This is a genomic window from Variovorax sp. DXTD-1, assembly GCF_003984625.1.
Lineage (GTDB): Bacteria > Pseudomonadota > Gammaproteobacteria > Burkholderiales > Burkholderiaceae_C > Variovorax.
Genome location: NZ_RWKH01000024.1, coordinates 78,154 through 94,226, shown reverse-complemented (window position 1 = coordinate 94,226; position 16,073 = coordinate 78,154). Strand labels below are relative to the sequence as shown.

Genomic DNA, 16,073 nt, shown 5'->3' with positions numbered 1-16,073 from the left:
TCTAGCCGCCCGAATCGAGCGAGAAGGCTGCGTGCTTGTCCTGGGCCAGCCGCTCCACCAGCTGGGGCAAGGCGGCTGCCAGCAGCGGCTTCAGCGTATAGGGTGGGTTGATCAGGAACATGCCGCTGGCGGGCAGCCCCGGGCGCTGGGTTTCACCGGTGGTCGTGGTGATCAGCTTGCTCGACTTGACCGTGAGCGTGGCATGCAGCCACGACTTTCCGGCCTTGGTCGCCAGCGTTTTCAGCCGCCGCGGGAGGTCGTGCGCCTCGGGCCGCGGAATGATCGGGTACCAGATCGCATAGGTGCCGGTGGCAAAGCGCTTGAGCGCGTCGGCTGCGAAGTCGAGCACGCGGCCGTAGTCGCTCTTGATTTCGTAGCTCGGGTCCATCAGCACCAGCGCGCGACGCGACGGCGGCGGCAGGAACTTGGTGGCGCTGCCGAAGCCGTCTTCGCGCAACACGGCTATCTGGCGGCCCGCCTCGAGCTGCGCGATGTTGGCATCCAGCGTACGCGCGTCGGTCGGGTGCAGTTCGAACAGCTTGAGCTTGTCGTGGTCGCGCAGCAGGTGCTGCACGATGAACGGCGAACCCGGGTAGACGCGCGCGCCGCCCTTGGGGTTGAAGTCGTGAATCACGCTGAGGTAGCGCGCAATCGCGTCGGCCAGGGATGCTTCGGCTTCGGGCGCTAGCTTTTTGGTAGCGGACTTTGCAGCCGGAGCCGGTGGCGACGTGGGAGCCACAGCTTTCTTGTCCGAAAGCAGGCGCAATATGCCTTCGGCCGCTTCACCGCTGGTGCCGGCGTAGTCCCCGTCGAGACGGTACAGGCCGGCGCCGGCGTGGGTGTCGATGACGGTCAGGGCTGCTTCTTTTTCAAGCAGGTGGTCGAGCGTGGCAATCAGCACCGTGTGCTTGAGCACGTCGGCGTGGTTGCCGGCATGGAAGGCGTGGCGGTAACTGAACATAGGGTGAGGATGGTAACGTCTCGGGCCCTTCGGCAGGCTTCAATTTGCTTCGATGGCCCGATTCTTCGTATAATCGCGGGCTTCGCAGCGTTTTTGTAGTCCCGCGGCGAAGGCATGCAACCTGTTCTCCAGGACGCGTGAAACCCACCTAAGAGATTCCCGTCAGAGGAACGCCGACCGTGGAAAAGGGCTCGCCAAACCCTCTTTTCAAGAGAAAACTCATGACCAAAACGTTCAGCGCCAAGCCCGCTGACGTGACGCACGAGTGGTTTGTGATTGACGCGACCGACAAGGTCCTCGGACGAGTAGCCAGCGAAGTTGCTCTCCGTTTGCGCGGCAAACACAAGGCCATTTACACGCCTCACGTCGATACCGGTGACTTCATCGTCATCATCAACGCAGCCCAGTTGCGCGTCACCGGCGCCAAGTCGATCGACAAGGTGTACTACCGTCACTCGGGCTATCCGGGCGGTATCACGGCAACCAACTTCCGCGACATGCAATCCAAGCACCCGGGCCGCGCCCTGGAAAAGGCTGTCAAGGGCATGCTGCCCAAGGGCCCGCTGGGCTACGCGATGATCAAGAAACTCAAGGTGTACGGTGGCGCTGAGCACCCGCATACCGCCCAACAGCCCAAAGTGCTGGAACTGTAAGGAGCCTTGAGAATGATTGGTGAATGGAACAATGGCACCGGCCGTCGCAAATCGAGCGTCGCCCGTGTGTTTCTGAAAAAGGGCTCGGGCAAGATCACGGTCAACGGCAAGGACATTCAAGAGTTCTTCGGCCGCGAAACCTCGATCATGATCGCGAAGCAACCCCTCGTGCTGACCAACAACCTCGAAGCTTTCGATGTGATGGTCAACGTGAACGGCGGCGGTGAATCGGGCCAGGCCGGCGCAACGCGCCATGGCATCACCCGTGCGCTGATCGACTACGACGCAAGCCTGAAGCCGGTGCTGAGCCAGGCTGGCTTCGTTACCCGCGACGCGCGTGAAGTCGAGCGTAAGAAGGTCGGTTTGCACTCTGCTCGCCGCCGCAAGCAGTTCAGCAAGCGCTGATACTGTCCGCTGCAAGCAAGAGCCGCCTTCGGGCGGCTTTTTCATTGTGGCCCTTGGCGGGGACGGTTTTCGACCCCACTTGTGTTGGGTGCTCGCCAATGCCGCCCTGCCGAGAATGCCGCATTGCAGTAGCATTGGTTCATTGGCCGCCTGTTCGGCCCTCAAGGAGTTATCCCACATGAGCGTTGTTGCCGAAAACATCCAGACCCAGATGCCCGAACCGATCGTCTTCACGGACAGTGCGGCCGCCAAGGTGGCCGACCTGATCGCCGAGGAGGGCAATCCCGACCTCAAGCTGCGCGTGTTCGTGCAGGGCGGCGGCTGCTCGGGCTTTCAGTACGGCTTCACTTTCGACGAAATCACGAATGAAGACGATACGACCATGACCAAGAACGGCGTGTCGCTGCTGATCGATGCCATGAGCTACCAGTACCTGGTCGGCGCTGAAATCGACTACAAGGAAGACCTGCAGGGCGCGCAATTCGTGATCAAGAATCCGAATGCCACCAGCACCTGCGGCTGCGGATCCAGCTTTTCGGCTTGATTTCATTCTGTTGCTGACGGTAAAAGCCGCCTTCGGGCGGCTTTTTGTTGTCTGGCGCTATTAGTCTTGCCCGCAATCGACGAGCGTGCTCCGCTTGCGGCAGTCTCAAGCCGGGTAAACAGCGCCCAACACGCGGGGCCCGCGCGCACCGGTCACGCTGGCAAGGTTGCCTGCCTCGCGCCGCGCGGTGCTGCGCGCCAGCCATGCAAAGGCCGCAGCTTCGACCTGCAGCGGCGGCAGGCCGTGCTTCGTGGACGCGTCCACTTCCACACCCGGCAGCCACGCGCGCAAGCGCTTGAGCAGGTGGTCGTTCAAGGCGCCACCGCCGCAAACGATCAGCAGCTTGCTAGCGTTTCCATAGCGCAGCATGTCGGCTGCGGAAACGCTGGCGGTGAATTCGGTCAGGGTCGCTTGCACGTCAGCAGGCGCAGCGCCCGTAGCCGTGCCAAGGCGCGCTGAAAGCCAGGGCGGATTGAACAGGTCGCGACCCGTGCTTTTGGGCGGTGCCTTTGCGAAATAGGGCTCGGCCTGCAGCGTGGCAAGCAGCTCAGGCAGTACCTGCCCACTCGCGGCCCATTGCCCGCTGCGATCGAACGGCTGGCCTGTATGAAGCTGGCACCAGTAATCCATCAAGGCATTGCCTGGCCCACAGTCGAAACCCAGCACGGCGGGCTCTCCCGGTGCATCGGCGGCGGGCAGCAGGCTCAGGTTCGAAATGCCGCCGATGTTCAGCACCGCCACAGGTTCGCCGGCGCGCGCGAAGAGCGCACGGTGGAACGCCGGCACCAGTGGGGCGCCCTGACCGCCTGCGGCGAGGTCGCGGCTGCGAAAGTCCGCAACCACGTCGATACCGGTCAGTTCAGCCAGCAGCGAGGGGTTGTTGATCTGCAGCGTGTAGCCAACGGCGTCGAATTCGGTGGGGCGGTGGCGAACCGTCTGGCCATGAGAGCCGAGCGCTGTAACGGCACTGGCAGAAGTCCCGCTGTCGGCGAGGAGCTGGCCGACGACGCCTGCATAGATGCGGGCCAGGCCATTGCCGGCAAGCGCGGCGCGGTGCAGTTCGTTGTCGCCGGGCGTGTTGAGCCCCATCAGCTCCGCCCGCAGCTCGGCGGGGAAGGGGGCCGTAGCGTAGGCCAGTACCGCGATGCGGCCTTCGGAAAAGTCGGCCAGAACGCCATCGACGCCGTCGAGCGACGTGCCGGACATCAACCCGATGAACAGTTCGGCGGCCATTGCTGAACGGGGCGAACGGGGCGTTTGTTGTGCCGCCGCTATTGCCCCGCGGGTGCTCAGTCTGCGCTGGCCTGAATGACCGAGAACGCCGCGGCCAGTTCGGTGCGTGCACCGACGGCAACGCGTTCGAAGGCCGGACGCAGGGCTGCGGTGATCGGCGCGCCGCCTTCCTGGGCGATGGAGGCTGGGTCCTGGTATTCGCCGTTCACGCGAAACTCGAAGTGCAGGTGCGGCCCGGTGGCCCAGCCGGTGGACCCCACCGCGCCGATCGTCTGGCCCTGGCTGATGCTTTCGCCGGCCTTGACGTCCACGCGGCTCAGGTGGGCGTAGGCCGTCTGCTGGTTGTTGCGGTGCTTGATGATGACGATGTTGCCGTAGCCGCTTTGCGTGCCGGCGAAATCGACCGTGCCGTCGCCGACGCTGCGCACCGCTGTGCCCGTGGGGGCTGCGAAGTCGATACCGTTGTGCTGGCGCCAGCTGTTCAGGATCGGGTGCATGCGCATCGCGAAGCCGCTCGATACGCGCGAAAACTCCACCGGCGAGCTCAGGTAGGCCTTGCGCAGGCTGTCGCCGTTCGGGCGGTAGTAGCTGCCCTTTTGGCCCGGGGGCTGGAACCACACGGCTTGGTGCACCTTGCCGCCGCTCTCGAACTCGGCCGAGAGCACGCGGCCGCTGCGCAGCGCCTGGCCATCGGCTTCGAAGGTTTCGTACACCACGGCAAAGCGGTCGCCCTTTCGCAGGGAGCGCACGTCGACGTCGCCGGCGAAGATGTCGGCCAGCTGGCTCGCAACCGAGTCGGGAACGCGGGAGTCGTCGGTGGCTGCGAACAGCGAGGTGCGGATGGTGCCGCTGGCCAGGCGCGTGCCCGGTGTGAGCGTGTCGCGCTCGGTGAGCGCAACGAAGCCGACCGCCGTGCGTTCGATCACGAAGCGCTTGAAGCCGCCGTCGCCGTCGGGAATCCAGCGGGCGCTGAGCTTCTTGAGCTGGTTTTCCTGCGTGGCTTCGGCTGTGATGGTGCGTCCCGCGCGTGCGAACAGCGCATTGCGGGCTTCGCCGCTCGCGCGCACGAAGGCGGTGGCGGCGGGGTCGGAAATGCCCAGGCGCTTCAGCAGGGCCTCGGCCGTGTCGCTCGAGCGCGTGATGTCGGTTCGAAACAGCGTAAAGCTGAAGTTCTCGAGCGATTCGCTCTGTTCTGCAAAAGACAGGGGCGCGGTCGCTTCAAGCACCTGTTGGACCGGGAGGTCGGACGCATCGGGACCGAGGGAGGCCACGGCCAGGGTGCCAGCGCTCAGCAGGGCCGCCGCGATGGCCGCGGTGATCTGCTTGGGATAGGTCCGGAATGTAAAGGCCACGCGGGAAGCCAGGAGCTCCTCGGCGGCGAGAATGCCGTTGATCAAACTTTGAATTCCAGCTCAGGTTCTGCAAATCCGTGCTGCAAAGCCCAGAACGGAAAGGGCGGCAGAACGGTGCGGAAAAAAGCGCCGCTTAGAATCCGGCGCTTGAAAAGTCGGGCTGAGTATAGCTTCGGCAACCTGAAAATCAGCCCAAAAGCCTATGAATGCCGAATCTGTTACATCCAATGGCCTGCCCGATGGTGTAAGACGAGCGCTTGAAATCTCCCTCCGGGGCGCCGACGAGCTCCTGCCGCAGGACGAGTGGGTGCGCAAGCTGCAGCGCTCGGAGGCCAGTGGAACGCCGCTGCGCATCAAGTTGGGGCTCGATCCGACCGCCCCTGATATCCATATCGGCCATACGGTTGTGCTCAACAAGATGCGCCAGCTTCAGGACTTGGGGCATCGGGTGATTTTCCTGATCGGCGACTTCACGACCACGATCGGTGACCCTTCGGGCCGCAACAGCACCCGGCCGCCGCTCACGCGCGAGCAGATCGAGGCCAACGCCCAGACCTACTACCGGCAGGCCAGCCTGGTGCTGGACCCCGAAAAGACCGAGATTCGCTACAACTCCGAATGGAGCGACCCACTGGGCGCGCGCGGCATGATCCAGCTGGCCGCCAAGTACACCGTGGCCCGCATGATGGAGCGCGACGATTTCAACAAGCGCTTCAAGGCCGGCCAGTCGATCTCGGTGCACGAGTTCCTCTACCCGCTGATGCAGGGCTACGACTCGGTGGCGCTCAAGAGCGACCTCGAACTGGGCGGCACCGACCAGAAGTTCAATCTGCTGGTTGGCCGTCACCTCCAGCAGGAATACGGCCAAGAGCCGCAGTGCATACTCACTATGCCTCTGCTGGAAGGGCTCGACGGCGTCGAGAAGATGTCCAAGAGCAAGAACAACTACATCGGCATCAGCGAAGACGCCAACACCATGTTCGCCAAGGTGCTGTCGATTTCCGACGAGTTGATGTGGCGCTGGTACACCTTGCTGAGCTTCCAGTCGCTGGAGCAGATCGAGGCGCTCAAGGCCGAAATTGCGGGCGGCCGCAATCCCAAGGACGCGAAGGTGGCGCTGGCCAAGGAAATCACCGCGCGCTTCCACAGCGCGGCGGCGGCCGAGGCGGCGGAGCAGGATTTCATCAACCGCAGCAAAGGCGGCGTGCCGGACGACATTCCCGAGGTGTCGCTTGGCGGTGCGCCCCTGGGTATCGCGCAGCTGCTCAAGCAGGCCGGGCTGGCGCCTTCGAACTCCGAAGGCAACCGGCTGGTCGATGGCGGCGGCGTGCGCGTCGATTCGGTCGTGATCAGCGACAAGGCGCTGAAACTGCCGGCGGGCAGCTACGTGGTGCAGGTCGGCAAGCGCAAGTTTGCGCGCGTGACCGTCAGCTGATCAGATCAAAGAAGCGGCCGCGCTGGCCGCCAGCTGCCTTTACCGGACTTCGATGGTGACGCGCCGGTTGCGCGGCTCGTCCACCTCGTCGGCCGTGGACACGGCAAGTTCGCGCTCGCCGCGGCCTACGGCCTCGATGCGCTTGGCCGGAAACTGCCGATCGATGAAGAGTTGCACCACTTCCTGCGCCCGGCGCTGCGAAAGCATGTCGTTCTGCTCCAGCGCGCCCTTGGTGTCGGTGTGCCCGGTCACCACGATGTCGCTTCCGCTGCGGGTTTGAGCCGCAACCAGCGCCTCGTTCATGACCTGCTGCGACGCGGGCGTGAGCGTGGTGCCCCCCGCGTCGAAAAACACCGTGTAGCGCTGCGGCGGAGGCGGGCGCATGTCGAACAGTGCCTTGTTCTCGGCGCGCACCTTGGCCGAGTCGGCCTGGTCGACCACGGGGGCGCCCGAAGCGCCGACCGCTGCGGTTGCACGCTGATAGGGCCTGAAAAGAACTTCTTCGCCGTCCTTTGCGCGCACCACCACCGCCGAGGGCTTGTCGTCCGCCTGGGGCAGCAGCACCACGCGGGTACCCGGCGTGCTGCAGGCGGCAAGCAGCGCTGCGGTCAGGGCGGCAAGAAGGGTGGAGGCGTGAGGACGCAACTTCATCATCATGGCTGGCCGTCGGTCTGCACGATGAAGTCGGTTCCGCGGATTCCGATCGTGGCCGTTTGCGTTTCCACGCGGATCGCATCGGGGTTGCTCTTGCCGATCAGGCCCGTGATCATGCGCATGGAGCCGCGCAGCAGCGACACGAGCACGCCGCCTTCATGCGTGGTGGCGTTGAAGTGAAATTCCTTCAGGTCCAACCGCGACGAAGGTCCGACGACGAGCGTCGTGTCGTCGCGCAAGACCACGGCAGCGGAAGAGTCCGGGCCTGTCACGATACGGTCCACGGCGGTGAGCGCGTCGCCTGCGCTCGCGGCGCGCGGCGTACCGGCCGAGCTGAGCAGTTGCACGTTGCCGCGCACAGACTTCACGAAGCCTGCCTGGAGTTCGGCGACCGGCGCGGCTGCCGGTGCGGTGGAAGTTGTTTGTGCGTGGACCAGCGCCACTGCGCCCCAAAAGGCGAAGCCTCCCAGGGCGGTCAGGAATTTTTTCATCATCACTCTCTGCGAATGTCTCGCGGTGACACAAATATTAAATTGAACCTGTTACAAGCGGAGGCCGTATTTGTTACCTCGGCTAAAAAGATGCGGCCTTTTGCCGCACTTTTGTCGTTTTTCTTGCTCAACGTCTCTCGCCGCACATGATTCTTACGCCCAAGACGCTGCTTCGCGTTTCAGTCGCCGTTGCCCTCGTCACGATCCTGCTCAAGGGCCTGGCAGGCTACGTCACGAATTCGATGGGCCTGATCTCCGACGCCATGGAGTCTTTCGTCAATCTTGCCAGCGCGATGTTCGCCCTGGCCATGGTGACGGTAGCGGCCCGGCCCGCCGACGAGGACCATCCCTACGGCCACCACAAGGCCGAGTACTTTTCATCGGGCTTCGAAGGCATCCTGATCGTTGGTGCGGCGGCTGCCATTCTCTGGGTTTCCGTGCAGCGGCTGCTTTCTCCCCAGCCGCTCGAGCAACTGGGCTGGGGGCTTGCGCTTTCGGTGCTCAGTTCCGCCTTCAACGCCGGCCTGGCCTATGCGCTGTTTCGCGCGGCGCATACCCACCGGTCGATCGCGCTGGAGGCCGATGCGCGGCATCTCATGACCGACGTCTGGACCTCGGCCGCCGTCGTCATCGGCATTGTGGCCGTGCACTTCAGCGGATGGCTCTGGCTCGATCCGCTGCTGGCCATCGGCGTGGCGCTCAACATCGTGCGGGAGGGCGTGAAGCTCGTGTGGCGCTCGTCGCAGGGCCTGATGGACGAGGCGCTCGAGCCTGAAACCATCGCCACGCTGCGCACCACGCTCGACCAGTTCGCCGCACGCTTGCCCGAAGGTGGGCGGCTTCGCTTCGACGACATGGTCACGCGGCGCGCGGGCCAGCGCCGGTTTGCCGACCTGCACATGCACGTGCCGGGCGACTGGACACTGCAGCAGGCCGCCGCCATGCGCGACGAACTGGAGCAGGCACTGATGGACGCGGTGCCCGGCCTGCGCGTGACCATCCAGCTGCTGCCGCTGGGCATGGAAGCGCGCGCCACGCAGATGGAGGAAGAAGCATGAAAGCCGTGATTCAGCGCGTGGCAAGCGCGCGTGTCGAGATCGGCGGGCAGACCGCCGGTGCCATCGAGGCCGGCCTGCTCGTGCTGCTCTGCGCCGAGCGCGGCGATGTGGACGCGCTCGCCGACCGCATGCTCTTAAAGATACTGAAAATGCGCATCTTTTCAGATGACGCGGGCAAGATGAACCGCAGCCTGCAGGACATCGGCGGCGGCCTGCTCGTGGTGAGCCAGTTCACGCTGGCGGCCGATGTGAGCGGCGGCAACCGCCCCAGCTTCACGCAAGCAGCGGTACCCGACGAGGGGCGGCGGCTCTACGATTATTTCGTGGCGCAAGCCCGTGCTGCGCACCCCGTGGTTGCAACGGGCGAGTTCGGCGCCGACATGCAGGTGCACCTGGTCAACGACGGCCCGGTCACCATTCCCATGCAGATGACGGCCTAGCGCGCTGCCTTCATTCGCGTTCGAGCACGGCTTCCCAAAGCACCTTCGGCTGCTCGTAGCGCTCAACCGCGAGTTCCTCCAGGTGCAGCATGCGCCAGCTGTCGGCGAAGAGCCGCTCCACCGCCGCACGGTCGAAAAAGCGCTTGGGCACGCCGTCCACCAGATAGAAGGAATCTTCGCCGTCCGGTGGCGGGCCGCTGGCGCCGTGGTGAAAGTCGTTGACTGAATTCAACCGGCACAGCAGCACGCCGCCGGGGCGAAGCACGTCGTGAATCCGCCGTGCCAGGGCCAGTGTTTCATCCCAGGCAAAGTAGTGCAGCGAAAGACTCGCGAGCACCGCGCCCACGCTGCCGTCAGCCGTCGGAAAGGGCGCGCGGAAATCGCTGCAAAGAAACTCCGCGCCGTGCGGCACCCGTGCCCGCGCGGCCGCCACCGACTCGGTCGAGAGCTCGATGCCCACCACGCGCAGCCCCACGCCCGCCAACACCGCGCTGTCCCGGCCTGTTCCGCAGCCCAGCTCGAGCACCGGGTCCGTTCCGGCGCGCTCGGCAAGCAGAGGAAGCCAGCGCTGTAGCCACGGATCGGTGTTCGCACCGGGCGCTGCGGTCATATCTCACCGCCCGTAGGGATTGCGAATGCCGAGGCCGGCCAGAATTTCGATCTCGCGCGCTTCCATTTCCTCGGCGTCGGCTTCGCCGGTCTCGTGGTCCCAGCCCTGCGCGTGCAGCGCGCCGTGAACGAGCAGGTGCGCGTAGTGCGCGGCCAAGGTCTTGCGCTGTTCCTTCGCCTCGCTGGCGACCACCGGCGCGCATAGGACCAAGTCGGCCATCACCACGGGGCTTTGCGCATAGTCGAAGGTCAGTACGTTGGTTGCGTAGTCCTTGCCGCGGAACTCGCGGTTCAGGCGCTGGCCTTCCTCGGCATCGACGATGCGCACGGTGATCTCGCCGTCAGCGTCGAGCGCATGGCGGATCCAGCGGGCCACGCTGTGCCGCGGCAGCGCGGCGCGATGCCGCTCGATGCCCTTGAAGCGCGGTGCGAACTGCAGCGAAAGCGAAAGCTGGGCCAGCGCCATGTCAGTGCGACCCCGCGCGCTTGCGCTGGCCGTCGTAGGCATCGACGATCTTGGCGACCAGCGGATGCCGCACCACGTCGGCACTGGTGAAGTGCGTGATCGCGATGCCGCTCACGCGCCGCAGCACGCGCTCGGCGTCGATCAGCCCGCTCAGCTGCTGCTTGGGCAGGTCGATCTGGCTCACGTCGCCCGTCACCACCGCCTTGGCGCCGAAGCCGATGCGCGTGAGAAACATCTTCATCTGCTCGACCGTGGTGTTCTGCGCCTCGTCGAGGATGACGAAGGCATTGTTCAGCGTGCGCCCGCGCATGAAGGCCAGCGGCGCGATTTCGAGTGCGTTGCGCTCGAACGCCTTCTGTACCTTCTCATAACCCATCAGGTCATAGAGCGCGTCGTACAGCGGGCGCAGGTAAGGGTCGACCTTCTGCGTCAGGTCGCCCGGCAAGAAGCCGAGCCGCTCGCCGGCTTCCACCGCCGGGCGCGTGAGCACGATGCGCTGCACCGCGGCGCGTTCCAGCGCATCGACCGCGCAGGCCACGGCCAGGTAGGTCTTGCCGGTGCCGGCCGGACCGATGCCGAAGGTGATGTCGTGCTTGGCGATGTTGTCGAGGTACAGCGCCTGCGTGGGCGTGCGCGCGCGCAGGTCGGCGCGGCGGGTGACGAGCATGGCCGCGTCCTCGTCGCCGTCGATCATGGAACCGTCACCCGCCAGCGTGAGCTGCACCACGGCCGGGTCGATCGGGCGCTGGGCAATTTCGTACAGCGCCTGCAGCACATCCATCGCCCGCTGCGCGGAGGCCTTGGGGCCGTCGACCTTGAACTGCTCGTGGCGGTGCGCGATCTTCACGCCCAGGGCCTCTTCGATGCGGCGCAGGTGCGCGTCCAGCGGTCCGCACAAGTGGCCGAGGCGCGAGTTGTTGGGTGGGGCAAAAGTGTGTCGCAGAATCACGCGGTATCCATTTCCATCTTTTTGGCAGCCCTATGCAAGACCAGCCATGCTCGAAAAAACGCAGTTCAAAGCGGGGAACACCGCGGAACCGGCTTTGCCGGGCCGCCGGTGTTGCCCCCTTGAGGGGGGAGGCGGCTACACGAAGTGAGCAAGCAACGGGGGTGGGCCAATGATAGGCAAACTCACCGGCATCCTGGCCGAGCGCAACCCACCGCAAGTGGTGGTGGACTGCAATGGCGTCGGTTACGAGGTCGATGTGCCGATGAGCACGTTCTACAACCTGCCCGGCACCGGAGAGCGCGTTTCGCTGCTCACGCACTTCGTGGTGCGCGAGGATGCGCAGATTCTCTACGGTTTCGGCACCGCCGAGGAGCGTGCGGCTTTTCGGCAACTCATCAAGATCACCGGCGTGGGCCCGCGCACGGCGCTCGGCCTGCTGTCGGGCATGAGCGTGGGCGAGCTGTCGCAGGCCATCACCACGCAGGAGCTCGGCCGGCTGGTGAAAATTCCAGGCATCGGCAAGAAGACCGCCGAACGGCTGCTGCTGGAGCTCAAGGGCAAGCTGGGTGCCGACATCGGCCTGCCTGCGCATGCGGCCTCCGATGCGCAGGCCGACATTCTGCAAGCGCTGATCGCATTGGGCTACAGCGACAAGGAAGCCGCGCTGGCGCTCAAGGCGCTGCCGAAGGACGCGACGGTGAGCGAGGGCATCAAGCTGGCGCTGAAAGCACTGGCGAAGTAGGGCGCCACCCGATCTGGCTCAGGGATGGATCTTCTCGCTCTTCGCGAGCATTTCCACGAATTTCGCGATGCTCCGCGCCCGGGTCTCGGGCTTCTTCGCGCCTTGGGTGCGAAACAGCACTGCATAGCGGTTGCGCGAATCCAGCTTGGCGAAGAAGGCGGCGGCCTTGGGGTTTGCGTCGAGGGCGGCCTGCAGGTCGGGCGGCACGGTGGCGATGCTTTGGGCGTCGTGGGCCGCATCCCAGCGGCCATCGGCGCGAGCGCGCTCGACCTCGGCCAGGCCGGCCGGCTGCATGCGGCCTTCGTCGATCAGCCTCAGTGCCTTGGCGCGGTTGATCTTCGACCAGGTGCTGCGCAGAGTGCGCGGCGTGAAGCGCTGCAGAAAGTGCTTGTCGTCTTCTGCCTTGCGCTGCCCGTCGATCCAGCCGTAGCACAGCGCAACCTCGAGTGCCTCTGGGTGGTTGACCGACGCAATGCCGCTGTCCTTCTTGGCCATTCGCAGCCACACGCCGGCCGCGTCGGCATGGTGCCGCTTGAGCCAACGCTCCCATGCGGCGGCGGTGGTGCATTCGACGGGCGTGTCATGCGGTACGCGCTCGGCCACCGCCGCTTTCTTTGCGCTTGTGCGCCCCGTGCTCATGGCACCCACCAGTAGCGCAGCGCGTGAAAGTAGATCGGCGCTGCGAAGATCACCGAGTCGAGCCGGTCGAGCATGCCGCCGTGGCCCTCGATCATCGAGCCCCAATCCTTCACGCCGCGGTCGCGCTTGATGGCCGACATCACGAGCCCGCCGAAGAAACCCATGAGGCAGATGGTGAGCGCCATCAGCGCGGCCTGCCAGGGGTTGAACGGTGTTGCCCAATAGAGCGCCGCGCCCAGCGTGGTGGCGCTGACGACGCCGCCGACCAGGCCTTCCCAGGTCTTGGAGGGCGAAAGTTCGGGCGCCACCTTGCGCTTGCCGAAGAGCTTGCCCCAGACGTACTGCAGCACGTCGCTGCCCTGCACCACGATCACCAGAAAAGCAATCAGCAACAGGTTGCGGCCTTCGAAGCCGGGAATCTGCAAGGTGAGCAGCGCGGGCACATGGCTGATGCAGAACACGCAGATCATCAGGCCCCATTGGATCTTGGAGGTGCGCTCCAGAAAGCGCTGCGTATCGCCGCCCACGGCCGCGAGAATCGGCAGCACCAGAAAAGCGTAGACCGGAATGAAGATCGAATAGAGCCCGTACCATTCGATCCACACAAGAAAGTACTGCACCGGCAGCCCGATGTAGAACGCCGCGGCAATCGCATGGTGGTCGCCGCGCCGCGTGTAGGCCAGGCTGATGAACTCGCGCAGCGCATAGAAAGAGATCAGATAGAACAGCACGATCACGCCGCCCTTGCCGAATGCGAAGGCAATGCCGATCACCGCCACCATCACCCACCAGGCGTTGACGCGCGCGTTGAGGTTGTCGATCACAGAGCTCGGCTGGCCCTGCGCCACGCGCCACTTGAGCATTGCGCCGATGGCCGAGGCAAGAATCAGCACGCCGGCGACGCCGCCGAACAATTGCAGCGTGGTCTGGGTGGAGGGCGAGATGTTCATGGCGTCGTTGCTGTTTTTTCTTGTTCTGGCACGCGGTCGTATTCAGGGCGCAGGTCGAGCATGGCGGCGCGCGCGCGGGCGAGAAAGCCGGTTTTGTCTTCGCCTTCGGCCAATTGAATGGGCGCGCCGAAGCGGACCGTGCAGGCGAGCGGAATCGGCACCAGCGTGCCCTTGGGCAGCACGCGCTTCAGGTTCTCTATCCACACCGGCACCAGCCGCACGGTGGGGCAGGCGCGCGCCAGGTGATAGAGGCCGCTCTTGAGCGGCAGCAGGATCTCGTCGCCGGTGTTGCGCGTGCCCTCGGGAAACATGATGAGCGAGTCGCCGCCTTCCAGCGCTTCTTTCATCTGGTCGACGGGGTTGCCGCCCTGGCCCGAGCCGTCGCGGCGGATCATCAGCGCGTTGAACACATCCACGCCGATGAACTGGCGCACCTTCGACGCCATCCAGTAGTCCTGCCCCGCCACCGGCCGCGTCAGCGCGCGAAGGTCGGGCGGGAGCGTGGCCCACAGCAGCACGAAATCGCCGTGGCTCGTGTGGTTGGCGAAGTACAGCGTTTGCTCGGCCTTGGGCGTGGTGCCGCTCCAGATGGCGCGCACGCCTGTCAGCAACCCGGCCGCGCCGATGATCAGCTTGCCGGCAACAACGGCGAGGGCGCGGCGCAGCACCGTGCTTTGGGGCCGGTGGTCTTTGTTGTTGTCTTCTTCGGTCAAGAGAGGTCCTGTGTCATCAAGGCGAGGAGAAACATGGCGGTCTGGCAGGCAATCACGACGGCGTGGCGCTGCATGAGCTGGCGGGTTCCCTGGATGCGGTCGTCGAGCGGCCGGGCGACTTTCGTTGCCGGTGCATTGCGCAGGCCGAGCCGATCGAGCGCGGTGTCGAGCGCATCGAGCGATGCGATGGCACCGCGTGACAAGTCGGCGAACAGCGCCTGGTCGAGCCGCAGCCTGAATGCGAAGTAGCGTTCGAGCGTTCCCAGCACCACCACCGCGCCAAAGCCCATGGCAGCCGTGGTCGAGAGCGAGCGCATGGTGAGCGCGAGCACCAGCGCCGCAATGCACATGAGCGCGAAGCCCCAGACCGCCAGCACCGCTGCGGCGCGCAGCAATCCGGCCAGCGCCGCGCAGGTGGCGCGTTCGGTGTCAGTCATGGGGTGGCAGTCCCGGAGCAGTGGTGCCCAGAGGTTCGAGCGAAACCCGCCACCCGGCGCGCAGGACGATCTGCGGGCGGGCAAGTCGCACCGTGTCTTCGGCTTGTATCAAGCCGCCCGATCCGCCGTAGCGCCCCAGCCATGCGATGGCCGCCGCGGCGCTGCGCGAGAAACCCAGCGCGCAGCAGACCCATACCGGCGCGCCTTCGGCATGGAGGCGCTGCCCTTCGATGACCGCGGCCGCGCGCTGCAGCCGCACGGTGGGCGGCACGGTCAGGTCGAGCATCGGCACGCAACGCGCATGCGGAACGCCGGCCGGCGCCTGCAGCTCGGCGCACAGGCTCACGAGCTGCGGCCGCCCGGCGTCGATCCATTCGGCCTTCGTCGGCAAGCGCCCGAGGCGCAGGCCCGGCACCACTTCGACCGAAGCCGGCAGCTTGCGCGTCCAGAGCCACGCGTTGGCCGCCGCGCCAAGGCGATAGGGCGCGAACAGCCATTGCGCAGCCCAACTCATGCGACCCACCCCGTTCATCTGGAAGCCGCGCGCGCCAAAGCCGATGTAGTTGAGCGCCACCAGCGCCAGCGAAACCGCGGGCCAGGCGAGCCACAGCCACATGCCACCGCCATACAACGCGGCTGCAAGAAACAAGGCTGCGCCCACTGCGTAGAAGCCCCCGAGCTTCCAGCGCTGCGCATCGCGCGCGCATTGCCAGGCGTGCGGTATCGATACCGTGCGCTCCAGCGGCCACAGCCAAACGCAGAAGATTCCGAGCAGCGCACCCGTGGGAATGTCGATGAAGTGGTGCTGCCAGGTGGTGAGCACCGACGCGCAGATCGCGAACGCCCACACATGCAGAACCAGCCTTGCCCACGTGGCACGCAGGAACTGCCGGTACCAGTCCCACAGGATCACCGCCAGCGCAATGTGCAGAGAAGGCGCCTGGTTGTAGGGCTGATCGAAGCCGCGCAGCGCATTGAACAAAAAGGCCGGTGCGCCTTCGACTGCCGGCTGCCCGAAGCTGAAATGCAGCGGCCAGACGACGAAGCACGTGCAGGCGATGAGCGTTGCACTCACCAGCCGCAGCGCATGCCTGTCCAGCGTGTGCTTGCTGCGCGCCAGAAAGAGCGAGAGCGCGTAGAAGACGTTGATCGTCCAGTACGGAAAGATCGTCCAGGCCCAGAACGGCACCTGCCGCTCCCATTCGAAGGCCATCGAAGGCACCTGCGCGCGCGTGGTGGCCCACCAGTTGGCAAGGCCGTAGGTCGTGTAGAACAGCGGCCCCAGAAACACCAGCCATGCAGCGGCCCGCTTCCACGGTCGCTGTGCCAGCCAGTGCTTCAT

Annotated in this window: 20 protein-coding genes; 7 read left to right on the top strand and 13 right to left on the bottom strand. The window is 65.3% G+C overall.

Going from position 1 to position 16,073, the window contains the following annotated elements:
• Position 1: 1 nt before the first annotated feature.
• Positions 2-961 (bottom strand): 23S rRNA (adenine(2030)-N(6))-methyltransferase RlmJ, encoded by a 960-nt coding sequence (locus tag EJI00_RS21100; protein ID WP_126749435.1) that lies wholly within the window; start codon positions 959-961, stop codon positions 2-4.
• Positions 962-1,182: 221 nt separating this feature from the next.
• On the opposite strand from EJI00_RS21100, the gene rplM reads away from it, so the two are divergent.
• From rplM to erpA, 3 genes are all read left to right on the top strand, one after another.
• Complete coding sequence (rplM, locus tag EJI00_RS21095) at positions 1,183-1,614, top strand: 50S ribosomal protein L13 (protein WP_028259766.1); 432 nt, start codon at positions 1,183-1,185, stop codon at positions 1,612-1,614.
• Positions 1,615-1,626: 12 nt separating this feature from the next.
• Positions 1,627-2,019 carry a 30S ribosomal protein S9 gene (rpsI, locus tag EJI00_RS21090; protein WP_126749434.1) on the top strand — a complete coding sequence of 131 codons (393 nt, stop codon included), beginning with the start codon at positions 1,627-1,629 and terminating at the stop codon, positions 2,017-2,019.
• A gap of 178 nt (positions 2,020-2,197) precedes the next feature.
• Positions 2,198-2,563, top strand: a complete 366-nt coding sequence (gene erpA / locus EJI00_RS21085) for an iron-sulfur cluster insertion protein ErpA (RefSeq protein WP_126749433.1) — start codon at positions 2,198-2,200, stop codon at positions 2,561-2,563.
• Between the two features lie 105 nt (positions 2,564-2,668).
• On the opposite strand, the gene EJI00_RS21080 is transcribed toward erpA, so the two are convergent.
• Complete coding sequence (locus tag EJI00_RS21080; protein ID WP_126749432.1) at positions 2,669-3,796, bottom strand: anhydro-N-acetylmuramic acid kinase; 1,128 nt, start codon at positions 3,794-3,796, stop codon at positions 2,669-2,671.
• Between the two features lie 56 nt (positions 3,797-3,852).
• The gene (locus EJI00_RS21075) at positions 3,853-5,193 is read right to left on the bottom strand and encodes a peptidoglycan DD-metalloendopeptidase family protein (RefSeq protein WP_126749431.1); all 1,341 of its coding nucleotides are present in this window, start codon (positions 5,191-5,193) and stop codon (positions 3,853-3,855) included.
• 157 nt (positions 5,194-5,350) lie between these two features.
• Between EJI00_RS21075 and tyrS the strand changes: the two genes are divergently transcribed.
• The gene (tyrS, locus tag EJI00_RS21070; protein ID WP_126749430.1) at positions 5,351-6,583 is read left to right on the top strand and encodes a tyrosine--tRNA ligase; all 1,233 of its coding nucleotides are present in this window, start codon (positions 5,351-5,353) and stop codon (positions 6,581-6,583) included.
• A gap of 39 nt (positions 6,584-6,622) precedes the next feature.
• Here the strand turns inward: tyrS and EJI00_RS21065 are convergent, their stop codons facing one another.
• Together EJI00_RS21065 and EJI00_RS21060 are read right to left on the bottom strand one after the other, a co-directional pair.
• A complete protein-coding gene (locus EJI00_RS21065) occupies positions 6,623-7,234 on the bottom strand; it encodes an OmpA family protein (protein ID WP_409514037.1) in 612 nt (203 codons plus the stop codon).
• Between the two features lie 2 nt (positions 7,235-7,236).
• The gene (locus EJI00_RS21060) at positions 7,237-7,731 is read right to left on the bottom strand and encodes a FecR domain-containing protein (protein WP_126749429.1); all 495 of its coding nucleotides are present in this window, start codon (positions 7,729-7,731) and stop codon (positions 7,237-7,239) included.
• Between the two features lie 143 nt (positions 7,732-7,874).
• On the opposite strand from EJI00_RS21060, the gene EJI00_RS21055 reads away from it, so the two are divergent.
• A complete protein-coding gene (locus EJI00_RS21055) occupies positions 7,875-8,786 on the top strand; it encodes a cation diffusion facilitator family transporter (RefSeq protein ID WP_126749428.1) in 912 nt (303 codons plus the stop codon).
• Positions 8,783-9,226: a D-aminoacyl-tRNA deacylase gene (gene dtd / locus EJI00_RS21050; protein ID WP_126749427.1), complete on the top strand. Its 444-nt coding sequence runs from the start codon at positions 8,783-8,785 to the stop codon at positions 9,224-9,226. Before EJI00_RS21055 ends, dtd begins: the two co-directional genes overlap by 4 nt.
• A 10-nt stretch (positions 9,227-9,236) precedes the next feature.
• On the opposite strand, the gene EJI00_RS21045 is transcribed toward dtd, so the two are convergent.
• The 3 genes from EJI00_RS21045 to EJI00_RS21035 are packed head-to-tail and all read right to left on the bottom strand — an operon-like array spanning position 9,237 to position 11,250.
• Positions 9,237-9,836, bottom strand: coding sequence for a class I SAM-dependent methyltransferase (locus EJI00_RS21045; protein ID WP_126749426.1), 600 nt, complete (start codon positions 9,834-9,836; stop codon positions 9,237-9,239).
• A gap of 3 nt (positions 9,837-9,839) precedes the next feature.
• Positions 9,840-10,301, bottom strand: coding sequence for an rRNA maturation RNase YbeY (gene ybeY, locus EJI00_RS21040; protein ID WP_126749425.1), 462 nt, complete (start codon positions 10,299-10,301; stop codon positions 9,840-9,842).
• Between the two features lies 1 nt (position 10,302).
• Positions 10,303-11,250 (bottom strand): PhoH family protein, encoded by a 948-nt coding sequence (locus EJI00_RS21035; protein WP_126749424.1) that lies wholly within the window; start codon positions 11,248-11,250, stop codon positions 10,303-10,305.
• 169 nt (positions 11,251-11,419) lie between these two features.
• Between EJI00_RS21035 and ruvA the strand changes: the two genes are divergently transcribed.
• Complete coding sequence (gene ruvA, locus EJI00_RS21025; RefSeq protein WP_126749423.1) at positions 11,420-11,992, top strand: Holliday junction branch migration protein RuvA; 573 nt, start codon at positions 11,420-11,422, stop codon at positions 11,990-11,992.
• Positions 11,993-12,010: 18 nt separating this feature from the next.
• On the opposite strand, the gene EJI00_RS21020 is transcribed toward ruvA, so the two are convergent.
• Genes EJI00_RS21020 through EJI00_RS21000 form a run of 5 tightly spaced genes read right to left on the bottom strand, consistent with a single transcriptional unit; the run spans position 12,011 to position 16,073 of the window.
• Positions 12,011-12,631 (bottom strand): YdeI/OmpD-associated family protein, encoded by a 621-nt coding sequence (locus EJI00_RS21020; protein WP_126749422.1) that lies wholly within the window; start codon positions 12,629-12,631, stop codon positions 12,011-12,013.
• The gene (locus tag EJI00_RS21015) at positions 12,628-13,581 is read right to left on the bottom strand and encodes a phosphatidate cytidylyltransferase (protein ID WP_126749421.1); all 954 of its coding nucleotides are present in this window, start codon (positions 13,579-13,581) and stop codon (positions 12,628-12,630) included. Before EJI00_RS21015 ends, EJI00_RS21020 begins: the two co-directional genes overlap by 4 nt.
• Positions 13,578-14,294 carry a 1-acyl-sn-glycerol-3-phosphate acyltransferase gene (locus EJI00_RS21010; protein WP_260590800.1) on the bottom strand — a complete coding sequence of 239 codons (717 nt, stop codon included), beginning with the start codon at positions 14,292-14,294 and terminating at the stop codon, positions 13,578-13,580. Before EJI00_RS21010 ends, EJI00_RS21015 begins: the two co-directional genes overlap by 4 nt.
• Entirely contained in the window at positions 14,291-14,731 is a 441-nt protein-coding gene (locus EJI00_RS21005; protein ID WP_126749420.1) for a hypothetical protein, read from the bottom strand. The genes EJI00_RS21010 and EJI00_RS21005 overlap by 4 nt, the downstream gene beginning before the upstream one ends.
• Positions 14,724-16,073, bottom strand: coding sequence for a phosphatase PAP2/dual specificity phosphatase family protein (locus tag EJI00_RS21000; protein WP_126749419.1), 1,350 nt, complete (start codon positions 16,071-16,073; stop codon positions 14,724-14,726). The genes EJI00_RS21005 and EJI00_RS21000 overlap by 8 nt, the downstream gene beginning before the upstream one ends.